General features: G+C 71.8%; 19 protein-coding genes. 6 read left to right on the top strand and 13 right to left on the bottom strand.

Annotated elements, in window-relative coordinates; genetic code table 11:
• Nucleotides 1-48 precede the first annotated feature (48 nt).
• From ASD33_RS17415 to ASD33_RS17405, 3 genes are all read left to right on the top strand, one after another.
• Nucleotides 49-1,374: a DUF2252 domain-containing protein gene (locus ASD33_RS17415; protein ID WP_056560652.1), complete on the top strand. Its 1,326-nt coding sequence runs from the start codon at nucleotides 49-51 to the stop codon at nucleotides 1,372-1,374.
• A 70-nt stretch (nucleotides 1,375-1,444) separates the two neighbouring features.
• The gene (locus tag ASD33_RS17410) at nucleotides 1,445-2,128 is read left to right on the top strand and encodes a hypothetical protein (protein WP_056561558.1); all 684 of its coding nucleotides are present in this window, start codon (nucleotides 1,445-1,447) and stop codon (nucleotides 2,126-2,128) included.
• Between the two features lie 63 nt (nucleotides 2,129-2,191).
• On the top strand, nucleotides 2,192-3,007 hold the full coding sequence (locus tag ASD33_RS17405) for a thioredoxin domain-containing protein (RefSeq protein ID WP_056560650.1): 816 nt from the start codon (nucleotides 2,192-2,194) through the stop codon (nucleotides 3,005-3,007).
• A 43-nt stretch (nucleotides 3,008-3,050) separates the two neighbouring features.
• Here the strand turns inward: ASD33_RS17405 and ASD33_RS17400 are convergent, their stop codons facing one another.
• The gene (locus ASD33_RS17400) at nucleotides 3,051-4,589 is read right to left on the bottom strand and encodes a PQQ-binding-like beta-propeller repeat protein (protein WP_056560647.1); all 1,539 of its coding nucleotides are present in this window, start codon (nucleotides 4,587-4,589) and stop codon (nucleotides 3,051-3,053) included.
• Nucleotides 4,590-4,784: 195 nt separating this feature from the next.
• Between ASD33_RS17400 and ASD33_RS17395 the strand changes: the two genes are divergently transcribed.
• Nucleotides 4,785-6,434, top strand: coding sequence for an alkaline phosphatase D family protein (locus tag ASD33_RS17395; protein ID WP_056560643.1), 1,650 nt, complete (start codon nucleotides 4,785-4,787; stop codon nucleotides 6,432-6,434).
• 337 nt (nucleotides 6,435-6,771) lie between these two features.
• Nucleotides 6,772-7,749: a zinc metalloprotease gene (locus tag ASD33_RS17390; RefSeq protein WP_242427018.1), complete on the top strand. Its 978-nt coding sequence runs from the start codon at nucleotides 6,772-6,774 to the stop codon at nucleotides 7,747-7,749.
• Between the two features lie 65 nt (nucleotides 7,750-7,814).
• Here ASD33_RS17390 and ASD33_RS17385 read toward each other — a convergent pair whose 3' ends face one another.
• The 6 genes from ASD33_RS17385 to ASD33_RS17360 form a co-directional block, all read right to left on the bottom strand.
• Complete coding sequence (locus ASD33_RS17385) at nucleotides 7,815-8,384, bottom strand: dienelactone hydrolase family protein (protein WP_056560637.1); 570 nt, start codon at nucleotides 8,382-8,384, stop codon at nucleotides 7,815-7,817.
• A gap of 39 nt (nucleotides 8,385-8,423) precedes the next feature.
• The gene (locus ASD33_RS17380; RefSeq protein WP_056561556.1) at nucleotides 8,424-10,010 is read right to left on the bottom strand and encodes a Na+/H+ antiporter; all 1,587 of its coding nucleotides are present in this window, start codon (nucleotides 10,008-10,010) and stop codon (nucleotides 8,424-8,426) included.
• A 125-nt stretch (nucleotides 10,011-10,135) separates the two neighbouring features.
• Entirely contained in the window at nucleotides 10,136-10,609 is a 474-nt protein-coding gene (locus tag ASD33_RS17375) for a GNAT family N-acetyltransferase (protein ID WP_056560634.1), read from the bottom strand.
• Nucleotides 10,606-11,547: an RluA family pseudouridine synthase gene (locus tag ASD33_RS17370; RefSeq protein WP_056560631.1), complete on the bottom strand. Its 942-nt coding sequence runs from the start codon at nucleotides 11,545-11,547 to the stop codon at nucleotides 10,606-10,608. The genes ASD33_RS17375 and ASD33_RS17370 overlap by 4 nt, the downstream gene beginning before the upstream one ends.
• Nucleotides 11,548-11,599: 52 nt before the next feature.
• Nucleotides 11,600-12,316: a signal peptidase II gene (gene lspA / locus ASD33_RS17365; RefSeq protein WP_056560628.1), complete on the bottom strand. Its 717-nt coding sequence runs from the start codon at nucleotides 12,314-12,316 to the stop codon at nucleotides 11,600-11,602.
• An 80-nt stretch (nucleotides 12,317-12,396) separates the two neighbouring features.
• Entirely contained in the window at nucleotides 12,397-13,218 is an 822-nt protein-coding gene (locus ASD33_RS17360; RefSeq protein WP_056560625.1) for a TraR/DksA C4-type zinc finger protein, read from the bottom strand.
• A gap of 542 nt (nucleotides 13,219-13,760) precedes the next feature.
• Here ASD33_RS17360 and ileS point away from each other — a divergent pair.
• On the top strand, nucleotides 13,761-16,904 hold the full coding sequence (gene ileS / locus ASD33_RS17355; protein ID WP_056560622.1) for an isoleucine--tRNA ligase: 3,144 nt from the start codon (nucleotides 13,761-13,763) through the stop codon (nucleotides 16,902-16,904).
• Between the two features lie 337 nt (nucleotides 16,905-17,241).
• On the opposite strand, the gene ASD33_RS17350 is transcribed toward ileS, so the two are convergent.
• The 6 genes from ASD33_RS17350 to ftsZ all read right to left on the bottom strand — a co-directional run bounded on the left by ASD33_RS17350 (nucleotide 17,242) and on the right by ftsZ (nucleotide 22,249).
• A complete protein-coding gene (locus tag ASD33_RS17350) occupies nucleotides 17,242-18,357 on the bottom strand; it encodes a DivIVA domain-containing protein (protein ID WP_056560619.1) in 1,116 nt (371 codons plus the stop codon).
• Nucleotides 18,358-18,412: 55 nt separating this feature from the next.
• Entirely contained in the window at nucleotides 18,413-18,703 is a 291-nt protein-coding gene (locus ASD33_RS17345) for a YggT family protein (RefSeq protein ID WP_017238790.1), read from the bottom strand.
• 80 nt (nucleotides 18,704-18,783) lie between these two features.
• Nucleotides 18,784-19,404: a cell division protein SepF gene (gene sepF / locus ASD33_RS17340; RefSeq protein WP_030693462.1), complete on the bottom strand. Its 621-nt coding sequence runs from the start codon at nucleotides 19,402-19,404 to the stop codon at nucleotides 18,784-18,786.
• 138 nt (nucleotides 19,405-19,542) lie between these two features.
• Nucleotides 19,543-20,262 carry a YggS family pyridoxal phosphate-dependent enzyme gene (locus ASD33_RS17335; protein ID WP_056560616.1) on the bottom strand — a complete coding sequence of 240 codons (720 nt, stop codon included), beginning with the start codon at nucleotides 20,260-20,262 and terminating at the stop codon, nucleotides 19,543-19,545.
• On the bottom strand, nucleotides 20,259-21,038 hold the full coding sequence (gene pgeF, locus ASD33_RS17330) for a peptidoglycan editing factor PgeF (RefSeq protein ID WP_056560613.1): 780 nt from the start codon (nucleotides 21,036-21,038) through the stop codon (nucleotides 20,259-20,261). Before pgeF ends, ASD33_RS17335 begins: the two co-directional genes overlap by 4 nt.
• Nucleotides 21,035-22,249, bottom strand: coding sequence for a cell division protein FtsZ (gene ftsZ / locus ASD33_RS17325; protein WP_056560609.1), 1,215 nt, complete (start codon nucleotides 22,247-22,249; stop codon nucleotides 21,035-21,037). Before ftsZ ends, pgeF begins: the two co-directional genes overlap by 4 nt.
• Nucleotides 22,250-22,302: the final 53 nt, after the last annotated feature.

Genomic DNA, 22,302 nt, shown 5'->3' with positions numbered 1-22,302 from the left:
CACCTGTCCCATTTGTCATGAGCAGTCTTGCACCAGGAGGCACCCTCGATGTCGGTCCCGCAGCCCACCGCAGCCGAGCGCGGTGAGCACATCCTCACCGTCTTCGACACCGCCTTCGGCGAGCTCCTCGCCGCCGACCCCGCGGCCTTCCGCGTCAAGTTCCGCAAGATGGCCGGCTCCGCCTTCGCCTTCTACCGGGGCACCGCCTGCCTGTTCTACGCGGACCTGGAGCGGGAGGCCCACGGCGGCCCCTACCTGGACGAGCGCACCGGCCGGGTCTGGATCCACGGCGATCTCCACGCCGAGAACTTCGGCACGTACATGGACGCCAACGGGCGCCTGATCTTCAACGTCAACGACTTCGACGAGGCGTACGTGGGCCCCTTCACCTGGGACCTGAAGCGGCTGTCCGCCTCCCTCGCGCTCATCGGCTACACCAAGGCCCTCAGCGACGAGCAGATCACCCACCTCGTCCGGATCTACGCCGCCTCCTACCGGGAGCGGATCCACGCCCTCGCGACCGGCGCCAAGAACGACGAGCTGCCGCCCTTCACCCTGGACACGGCCGAGGGCGCGCTCCTCGACGCGCTGCGCGACGCCCGCGCCATGACCCGCTTCGGGCTGCTCGACTCCATGACGGAGATCCGCGACTTCGAGCGCCGCTTCTCGGCGGGCGGCGGCGCGATCGAGCTGGACGCGGCCACGCGCTACAAGGTCCTCGCGGCCTTCGACGGCTATCTGGAGACCCTCCCCGAGTCCAGCCTGACCCGCCCCGACTCCTACCGGGTCAAGGACGTCGTCGGGCGGCGCGGCATCGGCATCGGCTCGGCCGGCCTCCCCTCGTACAACATCCTCCTGGAGGGCAACAGCGACGCCCTGGAGAACGACGTCGTGATCTACCTCAAGCAGGCGCAGACCCCGGCCGTCTCCCGCCATGTGACGGACGCGGCGGTGCGCGGGTACTTCCAGCACGAGGGCCACCGCACGGTGATCTCGCAGCGGGCGCTCCAGGCGCACGCGGACCCCTGGCTGGGCTGGACGGAGCTGGACGGCGCCGGGCAGCTGGTCGCGGAGGTCTCGCCGTACGCCGTGGACCTGGACTGGTCGGACATCGACGACCCCGAGGACATCGCGGCCACCGTCGCCGACCTGGGCCGGGCGACGGCCACGATGCACGCGGCGGCGGACGACTCCAGCGGCCACTCGCTGGTGCCGTTCTCGACGGAGCGGGCCATCGACGCGGCCATCGCCGCCGACGAGGAGGGCTTCGCGGAGCTGCTCGTGGACTTCGCGCACGCGTACGGGGCGCGGGCCCGGGCCGACCACCAGATCTTCGTGGACCTCTTCCGCAACGGCCGGATCCCGGGGCTGTAGGGGCCGGAGGGGCTGTTCACAGGCTGCCTTTAAGGACGTCTTACGGCCCCGCATGGGAGACTCCACGACGATGGACATGGCAGGGACGCAGCTGAGGACGCTGCGGGCGGCGTTCTTCACGGCGGTGGTCGTGACGCTGTCCGTGGCGTCCCACGTGCTGCTCTCCCGCGTGCCGCTGCCGCTCGGGACGGTCGTCCCGGTCGCTGTCGGCGTCTTCGCCGCGGCGTACGCGCTGGCCGGCCGCGAGCGCGGCTTCGGCCCGATCGCCGGGCTGCTGGTCCCGCTGGAACTGGCCGCCGACACGCTGTTCACCAGCGGCCAGGCGGTCTGTTACGGCCCCGCCGGCGGCCCGGTCGCCGGTTCGCTGCGCGCGGTGGGCGTGGAGGTGTTCTGCGGCGGCGCCGTCGGCACCCCGCTGCCCGGCGTGGCGGCCCCCGAGGGCGGCGCCGCCGCCCTGCTCGACTCCCCCGACCCGGCCCTGCCGTGGCTGCTGCTCGCGGCCCATCTGGCCGTCGGCCTCTCGGCGGCGGTCTGGCTGCGCGGCGGGGAGCGGGCGCTCGCCCGGCTGCTCGGCGCGGTCGCGGCCTTCGCGTTCCGGCCGCTGCTGCTCGTCGCGGCCCTCTTCCGTACCGCCGGTCCGGCGCCCCGCCGGTCCGGACGGCCCGCGGGACGGCCCCGGCCCTCCCGCACCCGCCTCCTGACCCACTCCGTGGGACGGCGGGGACCGCCGTGCCCCGGCGTCGCTCTCGTCTGAGCGCACGCCCGCTTCCCGGCACGCAGTCCCCTTCCTTCCTCACCCTTCACGGAGATCACGATCATGAGCGCACGCAACAGCCAGAACAACAAGGCCGCCGCCCGCGAGCGGCTGCGCGTCGAGCGCGAGCGGCAGGCCAAGAAGGACCGGGCCCGCCGGCAGCTGGTCGTCGGCGTCTCGGCGGTGGCCGTCCTGGCCGCCGCAGGCGGCATCGGCTACGCGGTCGTCCAGTCCAACAAGCCCTCCGCCTGGGAGGCGGCGGCGGACGCGAAGACGGTGTCCGCGCCGAAGAACACCACGGGCACGAACGGCACGACGGTCGTCATCGGCAAGGAGTCCGCGAAGAAGACCCTGGAGCTGTACGAGGACTCGCGCTGCCCGGTCTGCGCGACCTTCGAGCAGGGCGTGGGCGCGACGGTCGAGAAGGACGTCGCGGCCGGCAAGTACAAGATCAAGTACGTGGGTGCCACCTTCATCGACAACGCCACCGCGGGCGAGGGCTCGAAGAACGCCCTGTCGGCGCTGGGCGCGGCCCTGAACGTGAGCCCCGAGGCCTTCCTGACGTACAAGTCGGCGCTCTACTCGACGGACTTCCACCCCGAGGAGAACGACGACAAGTTCGCCAAGGACTCCTACCTCCTGAAGGTGGCGGACTCGGTGCCGGCGCTGAAGGGCAACGCCGAGTTCAAGAAGAACGTCGAGGAGGGCACCTTCGACGCCTGGGCGATGAAGATGTCGAAGGCCTTCGACGACAGCGGAGTGACGGGCACGCCGACCCTGAAGATGGACGGCAAGCCGGTGACGGTGGCGGGCAGCGAGAACCCGCCGCTGACGGCGGCCGAGTTCGAGACGGCCATCGCCGCCGCGCTGAAGGCCTGACCGGCATCGCGCCTCCTTCGTTCCCCGACCCGCCCCCGACGGATCAGGGAGCGAAGGAGAGCATGCGGGGCTGGTGCTGGATGTCGTCGCCGCTCAGACCCGCGGGCGCGAGCACCAGCCGGTCGCCCACGTAGGCGTTCTCCCCGACGACGCCCATCCCGAACTCGACCCTCGCGGTGGACGCGGGAAGCCGGAGCACGTCCTTCATCGCGTTCACGCTCCCCGGACCGACCCGGAAGACGCGCCCGCCTTCGCTGTACGTGCCGAGCCGGTAGACGAGCCCGGTCCTGCCCGGTCCCACGCGCAGGGGGAAGTAGCCGTACGCGGTCCCCTCCGCCTTCACGCCCCAGACCAGTTTCCCGGTGCCGAGGTCGTAGGCGCCGACGCGGTCGTCGCCGCCGAGGAGCACGAGGCCCCCGCCGACGACGGCCTGCCGGCACGCCTGGGCGTCGGCGGAGGTGTCCACGGTGTCGCCGCAGTGCTTGAAGCCCTGCGGCCGGGGGTCGATGGTCCTGCGGACCCGGCCGTCGGGTCCGAGGGCGACGACCCGCCAGTCGGCGGCGTGGGTCTTCCGGTGCACGGTGGTGATCACGGCCGGGGCGACGGAAAGCACCTGGCCGATCCTCCGGCCCGGCTCCGTCCGGTAGCGCCACCGGACCTTGCCCGTGGCCGGATCGATCTCCCGGACCTGGTCGTACGCCCTCTCCAGCGCACTGATCGCGCAGTCGGCGAGCACCAGGAGCCGGCTGCCGCCCGCCACCCGGCCGGGGTAGCACTTCCCGGGGTTCTCCAGGGGGATGTCGTACAGCTTCCGCCCGTCGGCGACCCGGTACGCGGCGGCCTTCATGCTCTGGACGATCGCGACGGTGCCGCCGCTGATCGCACTGTCCACGATGATCGTGTCGTCCCCCGCGCCGGTCTCGGCCAGCTGCTTGTGCCAGCCCTCCTTGCCGGTGCGCAGGTCGATCATCCGGAGCTGGTTGCACCGGGCGCCGGTCCAGGCCTCGACGTTCTGGAGGACGATGACGACCTTGCCGTCGGGGGTCGGGTTGACCGGGGTCTCGCAGACGGGCGTCGGGAGGGTGACGCTCCACAGCTCGGCGCCGTCGCCGAGCCGGTGGGCGACGACCTTCTTGTAGATGGCCTGCACGACGGTGTCTCCGACGATCCAGAGGTCCTCGGTCGGGATGTTCCGGCGGGGCAGGTCGGTTCGGTCGTCGACGATCCAGGCGCTCGCCTCACCGGGCTTGCGCCGCTGCGCGATCTCCTCGGTGGTGGGGATGCGGGCGGGCGTCGGGGTGGGCCGGGCGGTCGCCTCAGGCGGCGCGGTGGTCGCCGGGGCGGGACTCTTCGATCCGGCGCCGTCCGATATCGCGCGGTCCGGTCCGGAGCGCTCGCCGAGGACGTACACGCCGGCGCCGGCGAGCAGGAGGAGGGCGAGGGCCGCGGCGGCCACCGGCCACCGGCGGCGGCGGCGCGGGCGTGGCGGCGGCGGGCCGTAGCCCTCGGGGGCGTAGGGATTGTCCGGCGCGGGCCAGGACGGCGGGTTGTGCCTGTACCAGGGCTCGTGCGGCTGCGACATCCTGCTCCCCCTGCGACGGTGCGAGCGGCCTCCCTCTGGCCACTGCTCCACGGAAGGCCGTTCCTGATCCCGGGTCAGGCTAGCGACCCCCGAGGAATCGCGTCCGCCGCCGGGGTGTGGCCTGCGGGCGACGGCCCGGCGAACTTCCGGATATCGCCTGCCCTTTGGGCGTACTCGCCAGTAATCTGACTGGCCGTGACCAGTCGTTTCATATCACCCGCCCCCACGCGGCGCACGGTCGTCAAGGCCGCCGCCGTCACCGCCGCCGTCGCGCCCACCCTGCTCGGCACGGCCGCCGTCGCGCAAGCGGCTTCAGGCGAGCCCGCGTTCCTCCACGGCGTCGCCTCGGGCGACCCGCTGCCCGACGGCGTCCTGCTCTGGACGCGCGTCACCCCCACTCCCGAGGCCGTGCCCGGCTCCGGCCTCGGCCCGGACGTCCAGGTCGGCTGGGAGCTCGCCGAGGACCGCGCCTTCACCCGGCCCGTGGCCTCCGGTACGACCACGGCGAGCGCCGCCTCCGACCACACCGTGAAGGCGGACGTACGGGGCCTGCGCCCGGCCACCGCCTACTGGTTCCGCTTCACCGCCGGCTCCGCCGTCTCCCCGGCCGCCCGGACCCGCACCGCTCCGGCCGCCGACTCCGCCGCGCCCGGCATCCGCTTCGGCGTGGTCTCCTGCGCGAACTGGGAGGCCGGCCACTTCTCCGCGTACCGCCATCTCGCCGCCCGCGCCGACCTGGACGCGGTCCTCCACCTCGGCGACTACCTCTACGAGTACGGCTCCGGCGTCTACCCGGAGGCGAAGTACACCGTCCGGCAGCACGAGCCGCGCCACGAGATCGTCTCGCTCGCCGACTACCGCACCCGGCACGGCGCGTACAAGACGGACCCCGACCTCCAGGCACTGCACCACGCCCACCCGTTCGTCGCCATCTGGGACGACCACGAGTTCGCCAACGACGCCTGGGCGGGCGGCGCCGAGAACCACACCCCCGGCGCCGAGGGCGACTGGGCGGCCCGGGTGGCCGCCGCCAAGCAGGCCTACTTCGAGTGGATGCCGGTCCGCGCCTCCACCGAGGGCACGGTCTTCCGGCGGCTGCGCTTCGGCAAGCTGGCCGATCTGCACCTGCTCGACCTGCGGTCCTTCCGCTCCGCCCCGGCGAAGGTGGGCAGCGGAACGGTCGACGACCCGGAGCGGAGCATCACCGGCCGCGCCCAGCTGGACTGGCTGAAGTCCGGGCTGGCCGGTTCGGACGCGACCTGGCAGCTGGTCGGCACCTCGGTGATGATCTCGCCGGTCGCGTTCGGCGCGCTGCCCGCCTCGCTCCTGGAGCCGCTCGCCGAGCTGATGGGCCTGCCGAAGGAGGGGCTCGCGGTCAACGTCGACCAGTGGGACGGCTACACCGACGACCGCAGGGAGCTGCTCGCGCACCTGACCTCGCGGGCCATCAGGAACACGGTCTTCCTCACCGGTGACATCCACATGGCGTGGGCCAACGACGTTCCGGTGAAGGCGGCGACGTATCCGCTGTCGGCCTCCGCCGCGACCGAGTTCGTGGTCACCTCGGTGACCTCGGACAACCTGGACGACCTGCTGCACGTGGCGCCGGGGACGCTCTCGGTGGTGGCCGCGGGCGCCGTGAAGGCCGCCAACCGGCATGTGAAGTGGGTGGACATGGACCACCACGGCTACGGCGTGCTCGACGTGACCGCCGAACGCTCGCAGATGGACTACTACACGGTCTCCGACAAGGCGGACCCGGCCGCGTCCACCGCCTGGGCGCGCTCCTACCGGACGCTGAGCGGAACGCAGCGTGTCGAGCGGGTGTACCAGCCGGTTCGCTGAGGTTCCCCTGACGGTCCGGCAGCGATGCTTTTCAGCCATGATCCCTTCTGTTAACGGGAGATCACATGGCTACGGCGGGTGGCGGGTTACGGAGATCGAATCCGGACACACCACCCGCCTCCGTCACCCCGACTGTTACGTCGGCGTCTCAAACTCCGGAAGCCACACCAGTTTTTCTTCCCGATGCCCCGAAATGCCCCACGAATGATTGGGCCTGATCACTGCTCAACAGCATCTGACATGGACGCGTAATCTCCCCGGCGTGGCGGAGGAAGTTCCTCCCCACCACCCCCCGCGAGGAGTCACCGTGCGTGCTCTTGTCCGTATATCCCCCCGTATGTCACGTCGTATGCTCGGCACCGCCGTCATGGCCGGAACCCTGGCCCTGGCCCCCCTCTCCGCCCCCGTGGCCGTAGGCGGCACCGCCCTGGCGGGCGCCTCCGCCGAGAAGTGCGCGGACGACGCCGGCGCCCTCTCCGGCGCCCGGAAGGCGCGCGGCGCCGACAGCCACGCCGCCGAGCCGAACGAGGTCTCGGCCGCCAAGGCCAAGTCCATGGACGAGGACTTCAAGAAGAAGCTCTCCGAGGCCCGTTCCGCCGGCCGCCTCGGCGCCACCGCCGGCACGGCCGGGATCGCCGCCGCGGTGAACATCCCCGTCTACTTCCACGTCGTCCACTCGGGCACCACGGGCAAGCTCTCCGCCACCTCGATCAACAACCAGATGGCGGTCCTCAACGCCGCCTACGGCGGCCAGGGCACCGGCAACGTGAACACCAACTTCCAGTTCACCCTGGCCGGCACCGACTACACGGACAACGCCACCTGGTACAACCTGTCCTCCGGCTCCACCGCCGAGAAGCAGATGAAGCAGACCCTCCGCAAGGGCGGCGCGGGCGCGCTGAACGTCTACACCGCGAACCTCGGCGGCGGCCTCCTCGGCTGGGCGACCTTCCCGTCCTCGTACGCCTCCAGCCCCTCCATGGACGGTGTCGTCATCCTCGACGCCTCCCTCCCGGGCGGCTCCGCGGCCAACTACAACGAGGGCGACACCGCCACCCACGAGGTCGGCCACTGGATGGGCCTCTACCACACCTTCCAGGGCGGCTGCAGCGGCAGCGGCGACTCGGTCGCCGACACCCCGGCCGAGAAGAGCCCCGCGTACGAGTGCCCGACCGGCCGTGACTCCTGCGCCAACAAGGCCGGCGTGGACCCGATCCACAACTTCATGGACTACACGTACGACTCCTGCATGTACCAGTTCACCTCGGGCCAGGTGACCCGGATGAACGACTTCTGGACCGCGTACCGCGCCTGAACCGCCTGAACACGACCGTGGCCCCCGGGGGAATCCCCCGGGGGCCACGGCCTTGCGCGCGCGTCCTACAGGCTGTCGAGGAAGGACAGCGCCACCGACCAGGTCCGCTCCGCCGCCTCCTCGTCCCAGTCGGGCAGCTCCGGGTCCGTGTACACGTGCCCGGCGCCCCGGTAGCGGTACATCTCCACGTCCGCCCCGGCCTTCCGCATCTGGAGGTACCAGGAGGACAGCCAGTCGTCCGTCTCGAAGGGGTCCGGATCGGCCACGTGCAGCTGCACCGGCAGCTCGTCCACCGACGCGGACTCCGCGAGGTCCGAGGTGCCGTGGAACAGCAGCAGCCCGCGCGCCTTCTCGTCCCCGAGCGCCAGGGTCTGCGCGACCGAGGCCCCGAGGGAGAGGCCCATGTAGACCAGGCCCCGCTCGGAGTAGGGCGCGGCGGCCAGGACCGCCCGCTTCAGCAGCTCGTCCTTGCCGATCTCGTCCCGGAGCACCACGCCCTCCTCGACGGTCCCGACCGTCCGTCCGTCGTAGAGGTCCGGCGTCCAGACCTGGTGCCCGGCGGCCCTGAGGCGCTCGGCGGCCGCCTTGACGGAGGGGGTCAGCCCGTAGGCCGAGTGGAAGAGCATGATGTCCATGCGTCCCATCCTGCCACCCGGCTCCGACGGGCCGGGACGTCACCGCATGCTGCGCACGTCCAGCTGCCGCAGCACCCGGTCGACCACCTCCGGGTCGGCGCCCGGCTCGCTGCGCGCCGCCAGCACCTCGTGCCGGGCGGCCGACATCAGCTCCCGCTGGATCCGCTGCACCGCCTTGAACCGCTCCGTCCGCTCCACGAACGCGGCCTTCCGCTCCTCGTCGACCATGTCGGGGCTGATCCGCGCCCCGATGTCGTACGCCCCGCGCAGCAGCCGCTCCTGGACCTCCTCCGGCAGCTCCTCGACCTCCTCGATCTCCTTGAGCCTGCGCTTCGCCGCCTTCGCGGCCCGGATCGCGAGGTCGCGCTCGAAGGCCCGCTCGACGTCCGCGTCGGCCCGCACGCCGAGCCGCCGGACCAGCCAGGGCAGGGTGAGCCCCTGGAAGACCAGGGTGGTGATGATCACGCAGAAGGCGATGAAGACGATCTCGTCACGGCCGGGAAAGGGCTCGCCGTCGTGGGTGGTGAGCGGCACGGCGAGCGCCAGTGCCACCGAGGCCACCCCGCGCATCCCCGCCCACCACATGACGATCGTCTCCCGCCAGCTGGTGGGGATCTCCTCGTCGACGTCCCGGAGCGTGTGCAGCCGCTTCGCCAGCCAGGTGGCGGGCAGCAGCCACAGCAGCCGGACCCCGACGACCACCCCGACCACGGCGGCGCCCCAGCGGAGCATCTCCCAGCCACGGCCCTCGGCCACCCCGAAGACATGGATCAGTTCCAGGCCGATGAGCCCGAAGGCGATGCCGGTGACCAGGGTGTCGACGATCTGCCAGAACGTCTGGCCGGCGAGCCGGCCCATGACGTCGTCGGCGTCGGCCGCGTGCTCGGCCAGGAAGAGGGCGGTGAGCAGGACCGCGAGGACGCCGGAGCCGTGCAGCTCCTCGGCGAGCACATAGCTCACGAAGGGCACCAGGAGCGTCAGGCCGGTCTGGAGGGTGACGTCGCCGAGCAGCCCGATGAGCTTGTTGGAGAGCCAGCCGAGCGTCAGGCCGACGATCACGGCGACCACGGCGGAGAGCGCGAACTCGCCGAGCGCCTCCGGCCAGGAGAAGGAACCGCTGACGACGGCGGCGATGGCCACGTGGTAGAGCACGATCGCGGTGACGTCGTTGAAGAGGCCCTCGCCCTCCAGGATCGACACCAGCCGGCGGGGCAGCCCGAGCGAGCCGGCCACGGCGGTCGCCGCCACCGGGTCCGGCGGCGCGACGAGGGCGCCCAGCGCGATGGCGGCGGCCAGCGGGAGGCCGGGCACCATCGCGTGCGCGACGGCGCCGACGGCGGCCGTGGTGACGAAGACGAGGGCGACCGCCAGCAGGAAGATGGGCCGCCTGTTGGCCGCGAACTGGCGCCACGAGGTGCGCTGCACGGAGGCGTAGAGCAGCGGCGGCAGCACCAGCGGGAGGATGAACTCCGGCGGGATCTCGACGTTCGGTACGAAGGGCAGGAAGGCCAGCGCGATCCCGACGAGGGTCATCAGGACGGGTGCGGGCAGTCCGAGCCGGTCACCGAGGGGCACGGTGAGCAGGGCGCCGAGCAGCAGCAAGAACAACAGGGCCAATTGATCCACGGCCACACCCTGCCACGTATGTCCGCTTTCACCGTGACTGCCCCCCGGTCGGCACCGGAAGACGGCGGCGGCGCCCGGCCGCCCCGGCTACCGGACCGAGCCCGGCACGATCCGAAAGGCGGGCCCTACGCCCGGAGGGACCGACGCATCGCCCGGTGCGGCATGCCGGCGTCCGGGAACTCGGGGCCGTACGCCACGTAGCCGAGCCGCTCGTAGAAGCCCAGCGCGTGGGTCTGCGCGTGCAGGTCGACCGCGGTCAGACCGCGCTCGCGCGCCACGTCCTCGATGCCCCGCACGAGCGCCGCGCCGACCCCGAGACCGCGGGCGGCCCCGGAGACCGCGAGCCGGCCGAGCGAGCCCACGGAGGCGTCGGCGCCGGTCTTCCCGACCGCGTCCGCCCCGAACAGCAGCCGGCCTGTGCCCAGCGGCAGCCCGTCCTCGCGGACCGCGAGGACGTGCACGGCGGTCTCGTCGTACGGGTCGTACTCCAGTTCCGGCGGCACGCCCTGCTCCACGACGAAGACCTCGTGGCGCACCGCGAAGCACGCCTCCCGGTCCTCGGCGCCGACGGCCTCACGGACGCCGTACGCGCTGTTCACCGGCTCTCCGACGCGATCCGGTCCAGGGCCTTCTGCAGGTCCTCGGGGTAGGTGCTGGCGAACTCGACCCAGGAGCCGTCGCCGGGGTGCTCGAAGCCGAGCCGGACGGCGTGCAGCCACTGCCGGGTCAGGCCGAGGCGCTTGGCGAGCGTCGGGTCGGCGCCGTAGGTGAGGTCGCCGACGCAGGGGTGGCGGTGGGCGGACATGTGCACCCGGATCTGGTGGGTGCGGCCCGTCTCCAGCTTGATGTCGAGCAGCGAGGCCGAGCGGTACGCCTCGATGAGGTCGTAGTGCGTGACGGAGGCCTTGCCGTCGGCGGTGACCGCCCACTTGTAGTCGTGGTTCGGGTGCCGGCCGATGGGGGCGTCGATGGTGCCGCTCATCGGGTCCGGGTGGCCCTGGACCAGCGCGTGGTAGCGCTTGTCGACCGTGCGCTCCTTGAACTGGCGCTTGAGCGAGGTGTACGCGTACTCGGACTTGGCGACCACCATCAGGCCGGAGGTGCCGACGTCGAGGCGGTGCACGATGCCCTGGCGCTCGGCGGCGCCGGAGGTGGAGATGCGGTAGCCGGCGGCGGCGAGGCCGCCGATGACCGTGGTGCCGGTCCAGCCGGGGCTGGGGTGCGCGGCGACGCCGATCGGCTTCATGATCACGACGATGTCGTCGTCGTCGTGGACGATCTCCATGCCCTCGACGGGCTCGGCGACGATCTGGACGGGCGCGGCCGCGCCCGGCATCTCGACCTCGAGCCACGCACCACCGCTGACCCGCTCGGACTTGCCGACGACGGAGCCGTCGACCTGGACCTTCCCTGCGGCGGCCAGCTCGGCCGCCTTCGTACGGGAGAACCCGAACATACGGGCGATGGCGGCGTCGACGCGCTCGCCCTCCAGGCCATCGGGAACGGGCAGCGTGCGGATCTCGGGACTCGTACTCACCCGTCGAGTATGCCTTGTGCGGAAGACACTCTGTCTTCCGCACGGTTCGTGATCAGTCCTTGTGGATCGTGCCGTCGGGGTCCAGGCCCCGGAACGACAGGATCACGATGAGGATGCCGCCGCAGACGATCGCCGAGTCGGCGAGGTTGAAGACCGCGAAGTTCGCGGGGGCGATGAAGTCGACCACCGCGCCCTCGAAGACGCCCGGCGAGCGGAAGATCCGGTCCGTGAGGTTGCCGAGCGCACCGCCCAGCAGCAGGCCGAGGGCGATGGCCCAGGGCAGGCTGTAGAGCTTGCGGGCCAGCCGGATGATCACGACGATCACGGCGGTGGCGATGCAGGTGAAGATGATCGTGAAGGCCTCGCCCATGCCGAAGGCGGCACCGGGGTTCCGGATGGCGTCGAGGCGCAGCAGGTCACCGACGACCCGGATCGGCTCATGGCCCTCCAGCTTGGCGACCACCAGCATCTTGCTGCCCAGGTCGAGCAGGTAGGCCAGGACGGCCACCACGAAGAGCGTGACGATCCGGCGCCGGCCCTTCGGCCGCTCCTCGGCGGCGGCCGTCTCGTCCGGAGCGGCCGTCCCGTCGAAGGCGGCCGTCCCCGCGGACGTGGCCCGGGCGTCGGACTCCGCCGGCCCGTCGGGCCTCGCCGTCGCGTCCGGCGCGCCCTTTCCGCCGGCGGCCACCGTCTCCTCGGAGGCGGCCGAGTCGTCGGCCCCTGCTGAAGCTGAATCCGGCGTACCGATGATGCGCTCCGCCTCTGCCACGTGAGTGAGTCCCTCGACCTCGATGCCTGACCGTGCACCGAGGGTACGGCACAGGCGTACGAGACCGGCAGCCGAGATCGTCAGCCGCGCCGCTCCTGCCGCTGCTTGTCCTCGACGCAGAGCGTGGCCCGGGGGAAGGCCTGCATCCGCGCCTTGCCGATCGGCTTCCCGCACACCTCGCAGAGGCCGTAGGTGCCCGCGTCGAGCCGTTCGAGCGCGTGCTCGGTCTGCTCCAGCATCTCCCGGGCGTTGGCCGCGAGGGCCAGCTCGTGTTCCCGGGTGATGTTCTTGGTGCCGGTGTCGGCCTGGTCGTCGCCCGCGCCGTCGCCCGAGTCCCGCATGAGGCCGGTCAGCTCCTCCTGGGAGTGGGCCAGCTCGCTGCGCAGCCTCAGCACCTCGGACTGGAGCTCGTCGCGGGCCTCGGTGACCTCCGCGGGGGTCCACGGGTCCTCGCCGGGCCGCACCGCGAGCTCGCCGGTACGGGCCGTGGGCACGGCGGCCCCGTCCTCGGCGGTCGTGACGCCACCCGCGGTCTTCTTCGCTGCCACCGTCCTGGCTCCTGTCTGCTTCTTGGCGGGCGCCTTCCTGGCGGCCGCCTTCCTGGCCACGGTCTTCCCGGCCGGCGCCTCGCCGTCGGCGGCCCCGGGGGCCGTCCCGTCCGCGTCCGCCGCGCCGGCGGCCGTCTTCTTCGCGGCGGCCTTCCTGCCGGCGGCCTTCTTGGCGGGCGCCTTCTTCGCGGCCGGTTCCTTTCCGGCGGCCTTCTTCGCGGCGGGTCTCTTCTCCGCGTCCGTCGGCGGCTCCGCGACCGTCGTACGCTTCCCGGCCACGCCCTCGGCGACCTCGGCCGTGCCGGTGGAACCGGCGGCCGGGGTCCTCTTCGCGGCGGTCTTCTTCGCCACCATGTCGCGGCCCCTTCACATTTTGTGATCTTGCTCGCGAATCGTGCTGGGACGATAAATCGGCCCAAGGCCCGCGGCAACGGGACTCGCCGCCGTTCCCACCCGCCCCCCGCACCCCTCGGGGCGGGCCTGCCTCCGTTGTGCCCAGCTCCCCGCCGGGTAATCCGGCCCGCCCCTCCCCCACATGGACGCATCCCAAGTCCGGACCGCCCCGTATGGCCATTCGGGTCACGGAAAATCCGGTCGGCCGCCCCGCCACCGGCCCCGTACACTGGGCTGAGCGAAAGGCTTGGATGGGGACGAGTAGCGTCGTACGCAGCCATGAGCGACCCGGGGACGGTGAGAGCCCGGGGGCGAGCCCGATGTGAAGCATCACCCCGGAGCCGTCGGAAGAAAGCCGCAGGACAGCGCGGTGACTAGACCCGGCGTCGCGACCCCAATGAGGGGGCTCAGGGCGGGTGCGCCCCGGGCCAAGGAGGGTGGTACCGCGGGAGCAGCGCTCTCGTCCCTCCGACGGAACGACGACAGTCCGCCGGAGGAACTCGATGACACCGCCGCAGTACCGCCAGGTGCCCGCCCAGGTCGACCTGTCCGCGATGGAGCACGCCGTGCTCGATCTCTGGCAGGAGAACAAGATCTTCGCCAAGAGCCTGGAGCAGTCCGAGGGGCGCCCCGAGTGGGTGTTCTACGAGGGCCCGCCCACCGCCAACGGCATGCCGGGCGCGCACCACATCGAGGCCCGCGTCTTCAAGGACGTGTTCCCCCGCTTCCGGACCATGCGCGGCTACCACGTGGCCCGCAAGGCCGGCTGGGACTGCCACGGCCTGCCGGTCGAGCTCGCCGTCGAGAAGGAGCTGGGCTTCGCCGGCAAGAAGGACATCGAGGCGTACGGCATCGCCGAGTTCAACGCCAAGTGCCGTGAGTCGGTGACCCGGCACACCGACGCGTTCGCCGAGCTCACGACCCGCATGGGCTACTGGGTCGACCTGGACGACGCGTACCGGACGATGGACCCCTCGTACATCGAGTCGGTCTGGTGGTCGCTGAAGCAGATCTTCGACAAGGACCTGCTCGTCCAGGACCACCGCGTCGCCCCCTGGTGCCCGCGCTGCGGCACCGGCCTCTCCGACCACGAGCTGGCCCAGGGCTACGAGACGGTCGTCGACCCCTCCGTGTACGTCCGCTTCCCGCTGACCTCCGGGCCGCTGGCCGGCAAGGCGGCGCTCCTGGTCTGGACGACGACCCCCTGGACCCTGGTGTCCAACACGGCCGTCGCCGCCCACCCCGAGGTCACCTACGTGGTCGCCACCGACGGCGACGAGCGCGTCGTCGTCGCCCAGCCGCTGCTCGAGAAGGCGCTCGGCGAGGGCTGGGTCACCACGGGCGAGTCCTTCACGGGCGCGGAGATGGAGCGCTGGACCTACCAGCGCCCCTTCGAGCTGGTCGAGTTCCCCGAGCCGGCCCACTACGTGGTCAACGCCGAGTACGTCACGACCGAGGACGGTACGGGTCTGGTCCACCAGTCCCCCGCCTTCGGTGAGGACGACCTCAAGGTCTGCAAGGCGTACGGCCTGCCGGTCGTGAACCCGGTCCGCCCCGACGGCACCTTCGAGGAGGACGTGCCGCTGGTCGGCGGCGTCTTCTTCAAGAAGGCCGACGAGGCGCTCACCGCGGACCTGGACGCCCGCGGGCTGCTCTTCCGGCACATCCCGTACGAGCACAGCTACCCGCACTGCTGGCGCTGCCACACGGCGCTGCTGTACTACGCGCAGCCGTCCTGGTACATCCGTACGACCGCGGTCAAGGACCGCATGCTGGCGGAGAACGAGCGGACGAACTGGTTCCCGGACTCGGTCAAGCACGGCCGCTTCGGTGACTGGCTGACGAACAACGTCGACTGGGCGCTCTCCCGGAACCGCTACTGGGGCACCCCGCTGCCGATCTGGCGCTGCGAGGACGACCACCTGACGTGCGTGGGCTCGCGCGCGGAGCTGACCGAGCTGACCGGCACGGACCAGTCGGGCCTGGACCCGCACCGCCCGTACATCGACGCGGTCACGTTCGGGTGCCCGGCCGAGGGCTGCGGGAAGACCGCGACGCGCGTGCCCGAGGTCATCGACGCCTGGTACGACTCGGGTTCGATGCCGTTCGCGCAGTACGGCTACCCGTACGAGAACAAGGAACTCTTCGAGTCGCGGTACCCCGCGCAGTTCATCTCCGAGGCCATCGACCAGACGCGCGGCTGGTTCTACACGCTGATGGCCGTCGGCACGCTCGTCTTCGACAAGTCGTCCTACGAGAACGTGGTCTGCCTGGGCCACATCCTCGCCGAGGACGGCCGCAAGATGTCCAAGCACCTGGGGAACATCCTCCAGCCGATCCCGCTGATGGACCAGCACGGCGCGGACGCCGTGCGCTGGTTCATGGCGGCGGGCGGCTCGCCGTGGGCGGCGCGCCGGGTGGGCCACGGGACGATCCAGGAGGTCGTCCGCAAGACGCTCCTGACGTACTGGAACACGGTGGCCTTCCAGGCGCTGTACGCCCGTACCTCCGGCTGGGCGCCCTCGGCCGCGGACCCGGCGCCGGCCGACCGCACGGTGCTCGACCAGTGGCTGCTGTCCGAGCTGAACACGCTGGTCGCCGAGACGACCGAGGCGATGGAGTCGTACGACACCCAGCGCACCGGCAAGCTGATCTCGGCGTTCGTCGACGACCTCTCCAACTGGTACGTGCGCCGCTCGCGCCGCCGCTTCTGGCAGGGCGACGCGGCGGCTCTGCGCACCCTGCACGACGTGACCGAGACGGTCACCCGCCTGATGGCGCCGCTGACCCCGTTCATCACGGAGCGGGTCTGGCAGGACCTGGTGGTGCCGGTGACGCCGGACGCCCCGGAGTCGGTGCACCTGGCGACGTGGCCGGAGGCGGACGCCGCGCTGATCGACGGCACCCTCTCCGAGCAGATGCTCCTGGTCCGCCGCCTGGTGGAGCTGGGCCGGGCGACGCGGGCGGAGTCGGGCGTGAAGACCCGTCAGCCGCTGTCCCGGGCGCTGGTGGCGGCGACGGGCTTCGCGGCCCTGTCGCCGGAGCTCCGGGCCCAGATCACGGAGGAGCTGAACGTCAGCTCCCTGGCCTCGCTCTCGGAGGTCGGCGGCTCGCTCGTCGACACCACGGCGAAGGCCAACTTCCGTGCGCTGGGCAAGCGTTTCGGCAAGGGCGTGCAGGACGTGGCGAAGGCGGTGGCCGCGGCGGACGCGGCGGCGCTGTCGCTGGCGCTGCGCGACGGGGAGGCGCCCCTCACCGTGAACGGCGAGGAGATCACCGTCACCCCCGAGGAGATCATCATCACGGAAACCCCCCGTGAGGGCTGGTCGGTGGCCTCCGACGCGGGTGCGACGGTCGCGCTGGACCTGGAGATCACTCCGGAGCTGCGGAAGGCGGGCCTGGCCCGTGACGCGATCCGGCTCATCCAGGAGGCCCGCAAGAACAGCGGCCTGGACGTGGCGGACCGCATCGCCCTGCGCTGGTCCTCCGCCTCCCCCGAGACCACGGAGGCCCTCACGGCCCATGCGGCCCTGATCGCGGACGAGGTCCTGGCCACGGACCACGCCGAGGGCGAAGCGGACACGACGTACGGCGACCCGTTCACGGACGAGTCCCTGAACCTGACGTTCCGCCTCCGCAAGGCCTGACCAACAGCACAAGGCCCGGCCCCTGTTGGGGGCCGGGCCTTTCTGTTCCCCCACCCCGCCCCGCCCGGCGGCGCGAAGCCCCGGGACCCACGCGGGGCTCGGCCCGCGCCCTGCCTCGCGGCGCGGAGCCGCCGTGTCATGGGGTCCGGGGCGGAGCCCCGGTTCCGGGAAGGGGCGGGGTGGGGGAAGGCCCGCCGCAGGCGCCCCCCAACGTCGCCGGGGGCTGCCCGCAGACCGTCCCCGCCCACGGCAAAGGGCCGGGCCCCGGGGTCTTCACCCGGGGCCCGGCCCTTGCAGCCTGCCGACGGCTACGCGCTCATCGCGCGACCGCGCGCCGTCAGTTGTCGTCCTCGTCGATGAGGAAGCCGCGCATCGGCGCCGGCGCCTGCTGCATCGGCTGCGGTGCCTGCGGACGGACCGGAGCCATCGGCTGGGTCATCGCCGGAGACATCTGCTGCTGACCGCCGTAGGAGGGGGCGCCGCCCATGGACGGCCCACCGCCCATCGAGCCGTTGCCGCCGTAGGACGGCGCGCTCGCGCCCGCCGAGGCCATCGACGGGGCCGGCGGCAGGGAGGCCGCCGCCGGGGTGCGCGGCGGGGCCAGCGAGTCGTCGGCCTGGGTCTCCAGCTGACGCAGCTGCGACTCCAGGTACGACTTCAGACGCGTGCGGTACTCGCGCTCGAAGCCGCGCAGGTCCTCGACCTTGCGCTCCAGCGTGGCGCGCGCGGACTCCAGGGAGCCCATCGCCACGCGGTGCTTCTCCTGCGCGTCCCGCTCCAGCGCGTCGGCCTTGGCGCGGGCGTCCCGCTCCAGGCCCTCGGCACGGGAGCGCGCCTCGCCGACGATCTTGTTGGCCTCGGAACGGGCCTCGGCGATCGCCTGGTCGGCGGTCTGCTGGGCCAGCGAGAGGACACGCGCGGCGCTGTCGCCACCGGGGCCCTGCTGCGGCTGCTGCTGCATCTGCGGCTGCATCTGCTGCTGCTGCGGGTGACCCATGGGGCCGCCCTGCATCGGGCCGGGACCCATCGGTCCGCCCTGCATGGGGCCGCCCTGCATCGGGCCGGGACCCATGGGACCGCCCTGCATGGGGCCGCCCTGCATCGGGCCGGGGGGAAGCGCGGGGGCACCCGACGGCAGCTGCGGCGGGCCCATCTGCGGCGGCTGCTGCTGGACCGGCGGTCCGGATATGGCGGCGGGCACCGGCGCGCCGGGTCCGACGGGACGGTCCTGCGGCTCCGGGGGCTTGCGCATGCCCTGCTGCTGCTGGTTCTGCGCGGCGGCACGCGTCGCGGCGGCCAGCTTGGCGCGCAGGTCCTCGTTCTCGCGGAGCAGGCGGGTCAGCTCGGCCTCGACCTCGTCGAGGAAGGCATCGACCTCGTCCTCGTCATAGCCTTCTCGAAGGCGGACGGTCGTGAACTGCTTGTTCCGCACGTCCTCGGGGGTCAGCGGCATCTCTTCTTCACCTCTACGTAGTCGTCGGCAGTCGGCAAGACCGTATCGTCCACATTCACCTCGCGAAGCTGCTCACGATGGAGATCAGGATGTAGACGATGATCATCAGAACGAAGAAGGACAGGTCGAGTGCCACGCCCCCGAGACGCAGCGGCGGGATGAGTCGCCGCAGAAGCTTGAGCGGTGGATCGGTGACAGTGTAGGTGGCCTCAAGGACGACCACCATCGCCTTACCGGGTTGCCATGAACGGGCGAACTGGAAGACGTAGTCCATGACAAGCCGGACGATCAGGAGGACGAGGAAGCACATCAGCACGATGTAGACCACCTGTAGTGCGACGCCCATCCCGCGTTTCCCTCTCCCCTGGCTTTCGTGCTCTCACTTGCCCGGCCGCGTCGCGACCGGTCCGTCCGGTTCTCGTGTTCTCAGCTCTGGTTGAAGAATCCGCCCTCTGCGATCCGGGCCTTGTCCTCCGCCGTGACATCGACGTTAGCAGGCGACAACAGGAACACCTTCTGCGTCACGCGCTCAATGCTGCCATGGAGCCCGAAGACGAGTCCGGCGGCAAAGTCGACAAGTCGCTTCGCGTCCGTGTCGTCCATCTCCGTGAGATTCATGATCACCGGAGTGCCCTCACGGAAGTGTTCCCCGATGGTACGGGCCTCGTTGTAGGTCCGCGGGTGCAGCGTGGTGATGCGGTAGGGCTCCCGCTCGGACACGACCTTGGGCATGATCACCGGTGCGTTCTTCTCCAGGCTCGGACGTTCGGGTGTGATGGATGCCACGGGGGCAATTCGGGCCGGACGTCCACTTTCGGCGAGTACCGGGACGGAATGGGCGATCGGCTCCCGGGGGGCCGGAGGCTGCACCACTCGCACCGGCTCCTCGCGCTCCACCTGACGCGGGGGGGTGTGGCGCCGGTCGCGCTCGGGCTCCGGCTCCAGCTCGGGTTCGAAGTCGTCGTCGGGGTCGAAGCCCCGGCCGTCGTACCCATCGTCCTCCACGAGGCCGAGGTAGACCGCCATCTTGCGCATCGCGCCGGCCATTCTCCGATTCCTCCGCTCTGTGGTGGATCGCCCTAGTGGCCTTGCCGCAGCGTCACCGAGTGCCCGCGATCCACGGGTCGTCCCGCCGTTCTGCGGAATGACCATATTTTCTGCTGTGGTCCGACTTGCTTCGCGACGTTACCCGAGCTTCGGGCGGACTCCGAGTACCGCCGTACCGACGCGTACGTGTGTCGCCCCGGCCGCCACGGCCTCCTCGAGGTCCGCACTCATCCCTGCCGACACCATGGTGGCAGCCGGGCGGGTCGCGCGCAGGACAGTCGACAAATCCATCAGCCGGTCGAAGGCCGCCCGTTGCCGTCCGGCGTAGGGGCCGGCGAGCGGGGCGACGGTCATCAGACCGCCGAGCCGCAGTCCGGGGGCGGCGTCCACGGCGGCCGCCAACTCCTCGATCCCGTCCGGCGCGACACCGCCGCGGGCGCCCCGCTCGCCGGACTCGGCGTCGAGCGCGACCTGGAGGAGGCAGCCGAGCTCGCGGCCCTCCTTCTCCGCGGCGGCGGAGAGCGAGGAAACGAGCTTCAAACGGTCGACGGACTGCACCACATCGGCATAACCCACCACGGATCTGACCTTGTTGGTCTGCAACTGGCCGACGAAGTGCCAGGTCAGGTCAAGGTCGGCACAGGCCGCCGCCTTGGGTGCGGCGTCCTGGTCCCGGTTCTCGGCGACATGCCGAACACCGAGGCCGTGGAGGATTCTGACGTCGCTGGCGGGGTAGGTCTTGGTGACCACGACGAGCGTCACCTCTTCCCGCGGGCGCCCGGCGGCGGTGCAGGCGGCGGCGATGCGCGCCTCCACCCGGGCCAGGTTCTCGGCGAGTTCCGACGTGCGGTCCGTCATCTGTTCTTTCCTGCCGGCGATCCGGGGGTCGTCCCCGGGGCGGACACATCGTCCAACCAGACATATCCCGCGAGTCGCCCCGTGGTGCGGTCGCGGCGGTACGAGTAGTGGTCAGCGGATTCCCGGGTGCAGACCGCACTGGCCTGCCGGTCGGTGACGCCGAGCCGTTCGAGCTGGGCGTGCACACCGGCGACGACGTCGACGGCCGGGGTGCCCCAGCTCGTCTCGGCCCGGGCGGCGGGTTCGGTCTCCGCGACCTCGGCCCGCATGGCCTCCGGCACCTCGTAGCAGTGCCCGCAGACGGCGGGGCCGGTGCGGGCGACGATACGGGCGGGGTCGGCGCCGAGTCCGATCATCGCCTCGACGGTGGCGGGAACGACTCCCGCCACCATCCCGGGCCGCCCGGCGTGGGCGGCGGCCGCGACCCCGGCGACGGGGTCCGCGAGGAGGACCGGGACGCAGTCCGCGGTGAGGACGGCGAGGCCGAGGCCGCGCCGGGTGGTGACGAGCGCGTCCACCGCGGGGATCTCCGCGCCGTCCCACGGCCCGTCGACCCGGGCGACGTCCGCGCCGTGCACCTGGTTCATCCAGACCACCCGCGCCGGGTCGAGGCCGAGGGCCCCGGCGGCGAGCGAGCGGTTGGCGCGCACGGCCTCGGGGGCGTCGCCCACCGCGCCGCCGAGGTTGAGCTCCTCGTACGGAACGGCGCTCACTCCGCCCCACCGGTCGGTGAAGGCGAAGTGCGCGCCGTTCGCGTCGAAGCGCTGTCCTATCACTTCAGGAAGTCCGGGACGTCCAGCTCCTCGGCCTGGGAGTCCGCGTACGGACGGGCCGGCGGGACGACCGGGGGCGCGGGCGACAGCGGGGTCTCGTTGACGGCCGGGGCCGGCTCGACCGGGACCTGGACCGGCTCCTCGCGCGGGGCGACGGTGCCGAGGCCGCCCAGCGGGCGGGAGGTCTCGACGTGGCGGGGCGCCGGGGCCGGCTCCTCGCGCTTGGCGGAGACCGAACCGATGATGTTGTCCCGGCGGGCCGGCGGCTGGCCGCCGTCGAAGCCCGCCGCGATGACCGTGACCCGGACCTCGTCGCCGAGGGCGTCGTCGATGACGGCGCCGAAGATGATGTTGGCCTCGGGGTGGGCCGCCTCGCTGACCAGCTGCGCGGCCTCGTTGATCTCGAAGAGACCGAGGTCGCTGCCGCCGGAGATGGAGAGCAGCACGCCACGGGCGCCGTCGATGGACGCCTCCAGGAGGGGCGAGGAGATCGCCATCTCCGCGGCGGCCACGGCGCGGTCGTCGCCGCGGGCGGAGCCGATGCCCATGAGGGCCGAACCGGCCTCGGACATGACCGACTTGACGTCGGCGAAGTCGAGGTTGATCAGACCCGGGGTGGTGATGAGGTCGGTGATGCCCTGGACGCCGCTCAGCAGCACCTGGTCGGCCGACTTGAAGGCGTCGAGCACGGAGACCTGACGGTCCGAGATCGACAGCAGTCGGTCGTTCGGGATGACGATGAGGGTGTCGACCTCTTCGCGGAGTTCGGCGATGCCGTCCTCCGCCTGGTTGGCGCGACGGCGTCCCTCGAAGGTGAACGGCCGGGTGACCACACCGATCGTCAGGGCGCCGAGCGAGCGCGCGATGTTGGCGACGACGGGTGCGCCGCCGGTGCCGGTGCCGCCGCCTTCGCCTGCGGTGACGAAGACCATGTCGGCCCCCTTGAGGACCTCCTCGATCTCCTCACGGTGGTCCTCTGCCGCCTTGCGACCGACGGCCGGGTTCGCCCCGGCTCCGAGTCCGCGGGTGAGTTCACGGCCGACGTCGAGCTTGACGTCGGCGTCGCTCATCAACAGCGCTTGCGCGTCGGTGTTGATGGCGATGAACTCGACGCCCTTGAGACCGACCTCGATCATTCGGTTGATGGCATTGACACCACCGCCGCCGACACCGATGACCTTGATGACTGCGAGGTAGTTCTGCGGTGCTGCCACGTCGAAGGCCTCTCGCCTCGAGTTACGTGTCGTCGCTGCGCGGTTGGTCGCGC

Origin of the sequence: Streptomyces sp. Root1304, from assembly GCF_001426405.1 — a bacterium.
Classification (GTDB): Bacteria; Actinomycetota; Actinomycetes; order Streptomycetales; family Streptomycetaceae; genus Streptomyces.
This window is presented reverse-complemented; position numbering and strand designations above follow the sequence as displayed.

Excerpts from the sequence above, each read along its gene's own strand:
- ASD33_RS17415 (WP_056560652.1), top strand. The coding sequence starts at position 49 with ATGTCGGTCCCGCAGCCCACCGCAGCCGAGCGCGGTGAGCACATCCTC.
- ASD33_RS17410 (WP_056561558.1), top strand. The coding sequence starts at position 1,445 with ATGGACATGGCAGGGACGCAGCTGAGGACGCTGCGGGCGGCGTTCTTC.
- ASD33_RS17405 (WP_056560650.1), top strand. The coding sequence starts at position 2,192 with ATGAGCGCACGCAACAGCCAGAACAACAAGGCCGCCGCCCGCGAGCGG.
- ASD33_RS17400 (WP_056560647.1), bottom strand. The coding sequence starts at position 4,589 with ATGTCGCAGCCGCACGAGCCCTGGTACAGGCACAACCCGCCGTCCTGG.
- ASD33_RS17390 (WP_242427018.1), top strand. The coding sequence starts at position 6,772 with ATGTCACGTCGTATGCTCGGCACCGCCGTCATGGCCGGAACCCTGGCC.
- ASD33_RS17385 (WP_056560637.1), bottom strand. The coding sequence starts at position 8,384 with ATGGACATCATGCTCTTCCACTCGGCCTACGGGCTGACCCCCTCCGTC.
- ASD33_RS17360 (WP_056560625.1), bottom strand. The coding sequence starts at position 13,218 with ATGGTGGCGAAGAAGACCGCCGCGAAGAGGACCCCGGCCGCCGGTTCC.
- ileS (WP_056560622.1), top strand. The coding sequence starts at position 13,761 with ATGACACCGCCGCAGTACCGCCAGGTGCCCGCCCAGGTCGACCTGTCC.
- ASD33_RS17350 (WP_056560619.1), bottom strand. The coding sequence starts at position 18,357 with ATGCCGCTGACCCCCGAGGACGTGCGGAACAAGCAGTTCACGACCGTC.
- ASD33_RS17345 (WP_017238790.1), bottom strand. The coding sequence starts at position 18,703 with ATGGGCGTCGCACTACAGGTGGTCTACATCGTGCTGATGTGCTTCCTC.
- sepF (WP_030693462.1), bottom strand. The coding sequence starts at position 19,404 with ATGGCCGGCGCGATGCGCAAGATGGCGGTCTACCTCGGCCTCGTGGAG.
- ASD33_RS17335 (WP_056560616.1), bottom strand. The coding sequence starts at position 20,262 with ATGACGGACCGCACGTCGGAACTCGCCGAGAACCTGGCCCGGGTGGAG.